At 60.2% G+C, this 6,763-nt stretch carries 7 protein-coding genes; all 7 read left to right on the top strand.

From position 1 onward, the window contains the following. Window positions 1-386, top strand: a 386-nt coding sequence (locus tag JMJ95_RS13610) for a PilZ domain-containing protein (protein WP_290686409.1), incomplete at its 5' end; no start/stop codon positions are given. Between the two features lie 18 nt (window positions 387-404). Then, window positions 405-1,490, top strand: a complete 1,086-nt coding sequence (locus JMJ95_RS13605; protein WP_290686406.1) for a chemotaxis response regulator protein-glutamate methylesterase — start codon at window positions 405-407, stop codon at window positions 1,488-1,490. 31 nt (window positions 1,491-1,521) lie between these two features. Next, complete coding sequence (locus JMJ95_RS13600) at window positions 1,522-3,597, top strand: chemotaxis protein CheA (protein ID WP_290686404.1); 2,076 nt, start codon at window positions 1,522-1,524, stop codon at window positions 3,595-3,597. A gap of 19 nt (window positions 3,598-3,616) precedes the next feature. Next, window positions 3,617-4,243, top strand: a complete 627-nt coding sequence (locus tag JMJ95_RS13595) for a chemotaxis protein CheC (protein WP_290686401.1) — start codon at window positions 3,617-3,619, stop codon at window positions 4,241-4,243. A gap of 3 nt (window positions 4,244-4,246) precedes the next feature. Then, on the top strand, window positions 4,247-4,741 hold the full coding sequence (locus tag JMJ95_RS13590; RefSeq protein ID WP_290686400.1) for a chemotaxis protein CheD: 495 nt from the start codon (window positions 4,247-4,249) through the stop codon (window positions 4,739-4,741). A 24-nt stretch (window positions 4,742-4,765) separates the two neighbouring features. Next, window positions 4,766-5,920, top strand: a complete 1,155-nt coding sequence (locus JMJ95_RS13585; protein WP_290686398.1) for a hypothetical protein — start codon at window positions 4,766-4,768, stop codon at window positions 5,918-5,920. Window positions 5,921-5,931: 11 nt separating this feature from the next. After that, window positions 5,932-6,684 carry a sigma-70 family RNA polymerase sigma factor gene (locus JMJ95_RS13580; RefSeq protein WP_367153815.1) on the top strand — a complete coding sequence of 251 codons (753 nt, stop codon included), beginning with the start codon at window positions 5,932-5,934 and terminating at the stop codon, window positions 6,682-6,684. Window positions 6,685-6,763: the final 79 nt, after the last annotated feature.

Raw genomic sequence — 6,763 nt, 5'->3', positions numbered from 1 at the left:
TTCCCGTCTCCGATGCGGAGAGGGTCCAGCGGCGCTGTTTCGTCCGGGTGCCCTGCCTTCTCAAAACGTCTTTCTTCCGCCTTGAGGGAGAGGAAATAAAGCCCGAAACAGAAGAGTGGATCTCCGCCGTCTCCCGGGATATCAGCCTGGGGGGCGCGGGTGTTGTGGTGCCCGAGTCCCTTTCGGGTCGTTTCAAGGAACAGGACAGGGTCCTGATGAAGCTTCCCCTGCAGGAAGAGACGTTTTTTCTTGCCGGAAAAGTTGTGAGAAAGCTCAAAAAAGAGGATAACTGGGAGATAGGCTTCGCTTTCGAATCCATGCCCGGTTCCGTGGAGAAACCGCTCGGGGCCTTCATCCGCCAGCAGGAACTGGCGGGACGCCAATAAATCACTGAAGGGATTGCCATGACAGAGTCGAGAATACGTGTACTTGTGGTGGACGATTCGTCCTTTATGAGAAAGATCCTGAGCGACATTCTCGGAGGGGATCCCCGCATCGAGGTGGCAGGAACGGCGCGGGACGGGGAAGATGCCCTCAGGAAGATCGCCGAACTCTCCCCCGACGTGGTCACCCTCGATGTGGAGATGCCGAGGAAAGACGGGCTCTCCACCCTTGAAGAGATCATGAAACGGAACCCCCTTCCCGTCATCATGGTGAGCAGCCTGACCCGGGAGGGGGCTCAGATTACCCTGCGAGCCCTTTCGGAGGGAGCTGTGGACTTCGTGGCCAAGCCGTCGGGGTCGATCTCTCTCAACATGAGAGATGTCTCCGCCGATCTTGTGGCCAAGGTCATAGCGGCCAGTACCGCCAGGGTTGGGGGCAGGGAAAGAAAAGAAACCCGTCCCTTGACGTCCTCGCCCGTACTGCGGCCGGAGAGGCCCCGGCTTCAGCCATCGTTACCGCCCCGGGCGGGCCGACCGGAGATCCTTGCCATCGCCGCCTCCACAGGGGGGCCGCGGGCCCTGCAGCAGATCGTTTCCCGGATCCCCGGAAATTTTCCTGTGCCCATCGTCATCGTACAGCATATGCCGAAGGATTTCACCCTGTCCTTCGCGAAACGGCTTGACGCCATGTCGGAGCTTGATGTGGCCGAAGGGGCTGAAGGGATGGATTTGAGACCGGGACTAGCCGTAGTCGCTCCAGGGGGGTATCATATGATAGTGAGGCGGAACCAGGCGGGCCGGCTGATCTGCGGCCTGTCCGACGCCCCGCCCCTGCTCTCGGTGAAGCCGTCGGCGAACATCATGTTTCTGAGCGTGGCCGATGAGCTGGGAGGCAGGGCCGTCGGCGTGATCCTCACGGGAATGGGAAGAGACGGCGCCGACGGGGCGGCAGCCCTGAGATCGAAAGGCGCCAGGATCATCGCCGAGTCCCAGGAAACCTGCATTGTGTACGGCATGCCGAAGTCGGCGGTGGAGCTCGGGGTAGTGGACGAGCTTCTCCCCCTGTATTCCATACCTGAAGCCATGATCCGAAGCGTGAGAGAATGAACAGACTTTACGAAGCCGGAGATGATCAGCCATGACGAATATGGATATGAGCCAGTATCTTGGGGCGTTTCTCGACGAGGCGGGAGACAATTTGAAACACCTCGACGATCTCATCCTCGCCGTTGAAAAGGACCAGACGGACATGGACAACATCGCTGAGATCTTCCGGTCGGCCCACACCCTCAAAGGCATGTCGTCCACCATGGGATTCGACAAGATGGCTTCGCTCACCCACGCCATGGAGGACATGCTGGATTCGGTCCGCAGGGGAACATACAGCCTCAAGGCGAAGGATATCGACCTCCTCTTCAGATCCCTGGACACCCTCCAGTCCATGGTGGATTCCATCCGGAACGGCGGCGGGGATGGTTCGGTCGAAACCGAAGACCTCGTGTCCGCCATGAAAAACGCGGCGAAAGATGTGCAGACGGCCGAAAAAAAACCGGAGGAAGGCCCTTCTCCGGGAGAGGAAAAAGAGTTCTCCGTGCAGGAGCTGCAGTGGATCTCCGAGGCCTCAAGCCTGGGGCTGAATGTATACGAGGTCCGGGTGTCCCTTTCTCCGGACTGCCTGCTGAAAGCCGCCCGGGCCTACATGGTGGTGAGCCGGCTCGATGAAATGGGAGACATCATCAAGACGGTGCCTCCGGTGGAAGCCCTGGAAAACGAGGAATTCGACCACGAATTTATAGTATATGCCGCCACGTCCCGTTCCCTTGAGCAGGTCCGGGAGGCCGTGGCGAGGATCAGCGAAGTGGCCGGCGCTGACGTCCGGGAGGTCAGCCGCGACAGTGCGGTTTTCGCGGCGGCCCGGGAAACCGTCAAGCTGCCGGAAGAGGAAACTCCTCCCGCGGGAGCCGGCAGGAAAGAGAAGGCTCCTCCCTCCGGCGGGAGCGTTCCTCCCGCTCCTGCCCGACCGCAGCGAAAATCCGAGGCTGCCAAAAAAACCAACCAGACGGTTCGTGTCGACATCGGGCGGCTGGACAAGCTCATGAACCTGGTGGGAGAGCTCGTGATCGGACGGGCGAGGATCGAGCGCCTGGTCCAGGAGGCCCATCTCCGTGAGTTTGACGAGCCCCTTTCGCAGCTCGGGAGAATTTCCGGGGACATCCAGGAGCTTGTGACCAAGCTCCGCATGGTACCCGTGTCCTTCATCTTCGAACGGTTCCCCCGCCTCGTGCGGGATCTTTCCAAGACCCTCGGCAAGGAGGTCGAACTGGTAATGGAGGGGCAGGAGACCGAACTCGACCGGACGGTCATCGACGAGATCGGAGACCCCATGGTGCATGTCATACGGAATTCCATCGACCACGGCGTCGAGACCCCTGCGGAACGGAAAAAGGCGGGCAAGCCGGAAAAGGGACTCATCCGGATTTCCGCCTACCAGGAGGGCAGCGGCGTCATCATCGAGGTGACCGACGACGGGAAAGGCATCGATGCCTCCAAGGTCAGGGCGAAGGCCCTGGCAAACGGCACCATTACAGAAGAGGAATCGGCGGCCATGTCCGACGAGGAAGTGGTGAACCTCATCTTCCTCCCCGGCTTCAGCATGGCGGAAAAGATCACTGACGTCTCGGGGCGGGGAGTGGGCATGGACGCCGTGAAGACGAAGGTGGAGTCCCTCGGCGGCCAGTTCGACGTTTCCACGGAAGTGGGGGTCGGTACAAGGGTCTTCGTCCGCCTGCCCCTCACCCTCGCCATCGTTCTCGCCCTCCTCATCAAGGTGGGGGACGAAACCTACGCCCTGCCCCTGGAGAACGTGGAAGAGACGATTCTCGTGAAGAAGGAAAACGTGAAGACCGTCCACGGAACTCCCGCCACCCTCCTCCGGGGTGACGTGCTCACCCTGTGCGACCTTGCCGAAATGCTGGGCACCTCCAGGAGCGGGGAAGAGGAGAGCGACGAGTATCCCGTGGTGGTGGTGAAGACGGGGAAAACGGGGAAGACGCGGATCGGCTTCATCGTGGACGAACTCATCGGCCAGCAGGATATCGTCATCAAGTCCCTCGGCCGCTTCCTGTCGAAGATCCGGGGGATCGCCGGGGCCACCATCCTCGGTGACGGTAACGTGGCGCTCATTCTTGACGTGGCCGGCCTGTACGGCAGATAGGGAAAGGAGCCGCCATTTCATGGATCTCGCAAATTTCAGCCACCTTCAGCTCGATGCGATGCGGGAAGTGGGCAACATCGGCGCCGGGAACGCCGCCACGGCGCTTTCCGTCATGCTCGCCCGACCAGTGGACATGGATGTCCCCAGGGCGGAACTGGTGTCCATCTATGATCTGGCGGAATATTACGGCGACCCCCTCACCATGATGTCGGCGGTGTTCGTCCGGTCCGAGGGGGAGTTCACCTGCAGCCTCATCTTCATCCAGGAAGAGGACGACGGCAGGAAGCTCGTCGATCTTCTCATCAGCCACCAAACGGGCGGCATGGAGCCCGGCGACATGCCCGAAGGGATGCGGGACAGTGCGCTGACGGAAGTGGGCAACATCATCCTCAGCTCCTTCCTGAACGCCATCAACGTTCTCATCGGTGGAACCCACAGCATTTCCGTTCCCGGCGTCGCCCACGACATGCTCGGCTCCATACTCGACGTGGTGGCCTCTATATTCGGCCAGTCCGGGGAACACGCCCTGATCGTGGACACGGCGCTGAAAGTGGAGAATGTGGAAGGGGGCATCTCGGGAAAAGTGATCATGCTCCCGGATCCCGGGTCCCTGGAAATTCTCCTCGGAAAGCTGCAGGTGCTTTGACGAATGGACAAGGTACATCACGTCGGGATGGCCGATATGGTGGTCGTATCAGCTCCCGAGTCCCTTGTGACGCTCGGGCTGGGTTCGTGTATCGGGCTTGTGCTCTTCGACCAGACCGCGAAAGTGGCGGGCATGGTCCATATCATGCTTCCCGACAGCCGCGGCGCCGGCCTGAAGGCACTCGAAAAGCCGGGAAAATTTGCCGATACGGCCGTTCCCGCCCTGATCGCCGAGGTCTGCCGCAAGGGAGCCGTCCGGTCCCGCCTGAAGGCCAAGATGGCCGGCGGATCCCAGATGTTCACCCTTCCCGGCGCCCAGACCGATTTTCTCGCCGTGGGCAGCAGGAATGCCAAAGAGACGGAGGCGCTGCTCAAACAGCACGGAATTCCCATTGCCGCCATGGACACGGGAGGGAACAAGGGAAGGACCGTGGAATTTTCCACGAAAACATGGATGCTCACGGTAAAGGTACTGGGAAAGGGAACGGCGGAAATCTAAAACTTCGTGCTGACAGGAGGAACCATGGAACAGGAACGGAATGAAGTTCGGGAAGACCTGCGAGACGAAACCGATCTCTCTTCCGCCGCGGCGCCTGACGGCGGAGGGCGTGGTGCCGGTGGACCGGAGACTCCCCAAGAGACTCCTCTCCCGTCGCTGCTGGATGCCCTGCCGAAGGAGACTGCGGACGAGTTGTGTTCCATCTTCTCCTGCTCCCGGGAGGCCCTTGAAGTCATCCTCCGGAGCACCTCTGGGGATCCGTCGAAGATACTGGCCCTGGTCAGGACGCTGACGCCGGAGTATATCGCCGTCAAGGTGCGGTTCGATGCCCGGAAGAGGGGGGAGCTCGGCGGCGCCCTGTGCTTTGTGGCCAGGGGAAACACCGGCGAGATCCTGGACGAAAGTTTCTGGGTCAGCGGAAAAAGCCTTCCGGAAACCTTCGACATCGGCGCCGGCTGGGAGTCGGTCAGAACGGCCATTTCCACCATAGGCGGCACTCCGGAACGGACCCTCTATACCCGCATGCTCAAGGCTGCGAAGGCAGTCTTTACTCCCACCGCGGTCAACAAACTCTTTCAGTCCGAAAGCGCGAAGGAAGAAATACTCTCCGCTCTCGGCGAAGCCTTCTCTGAAATCGTCCATTACGATCTCGTCTATAACCTCGAGACGGAAATCTTCAACAAGGCACGGCTCGAAGCCGGCGGGATTACCGTGGACGAAAAGCCGAAGGAAGCCCCGGTCCGGGAAGACGAGAACGATCCTTCCGTCCTGGGATCTCTCGGTACGGTCCAGGTGCCCTGCAGGCCCGTCCTTGACCCCGTTCACGGCAAGGCGGTTTCCGACCTCAAAAGAGGCGACGTCGTCGAGGTGGAGCTCGAAAAGACGGGCGGCATGTCCGCCATAATTTCCAAAGTATTCGAGCGTTCCGGTGAACGTCCCGCCTTTCCCGTCCTCTCGGTGGAAAGGCTGCCGAGCAGCCGGCTTCTCGTGAAGCTTCACATCAGCGAGGGCATCGAGGGGGTGCTGAGTGCGGGAACGGACCTGAAGCTCAAAACGGGCGACAAGGCGGCGGCGAAGATCCTGGGAAAGAACGCTCCCTTTGCTGTGGGGAAAGTGTTTGCCGCAACGGTGCTCTTCCTGCTGCTTGCCGTACTCTTCTTTTTCTTCTTCGGACGGTAGGGGGTGCTTTTGTGGTCCTGAAAGCCCCGGATGCCGAACTTTGGGAAGAATACCTCAAAACGGGGAGCTCCCGTGCCCGGGAAAATATAGTCAAAAGGTACCTTCCCCTCGTCAAGTACGTGACTGCCAGGATGGCCGTCTCGCCTCCGTCTGGGCTGGACTACGACGATCTTCTCAGCTTCGGCGTTTTCGGCCTTCTTGACGCCATCGACCGGTTCGACGTATCCAAGGGATTTTCCTTCCAGACCTTCGCCGTTCCCAGGATACGGGGAGCGGTTCTTGACGAACTCCGAAAGTACGACTGGATCTCGAGGACGGGCAGGGAGAAGCTCCAGCGGCTGGGAAAGGCCATGGAGACCGTCCTGCAGGACAGAGGGACCCTTTCGGACCAGGCCCTCATGGATGTCCTGGGAATGGACGAAAAAGAATACAGGGAGACTCTCGAACTGTCCAGCAGGAGCTATATCGTCTCCCTCGACGAAGTGCTTTCCCTGGAGGATGGTGACGTCAGCAGAGAGGGGATCATACCCGATGACGGGGAAAGCGCCGCCGAACTGCTCGAGGACGAGGACGAAACAGTCCGTGTTGCGGGAGCCCTGAAAAGGCTGCCGGAACGGGAAATGCAGGTCATTTCGCTGTATTATTATGAAGGTCTGACGCTCAAGGAAATAGGGAAAGTCCTGGGAGTCACGGAATCCAGGGTCTCCCAGATTCACGGCAAGGCTCTCGCGGCCCTTCGGGGGATACTCGCTGCGAAAGGGTAAAGAGAGTTTCACCGGCTGAATCCCGGAGCGGCGGGGAGGTCCGGGAAAAAGGAACAAACACGTCGGGGAGGCGGCTTTG

Source organism: Aminivibrio sp., assembly GCF_016756745.1.
In the GTDB taxonomy this organism is placed as follows: Bacteria; Synergistota; Synergistia; order Synergistales; family Aminobacteriaceae; genus Aminivibrio.
This window is presented reverse-complemented; position numbering and strand designations above follow the sequence as displayed.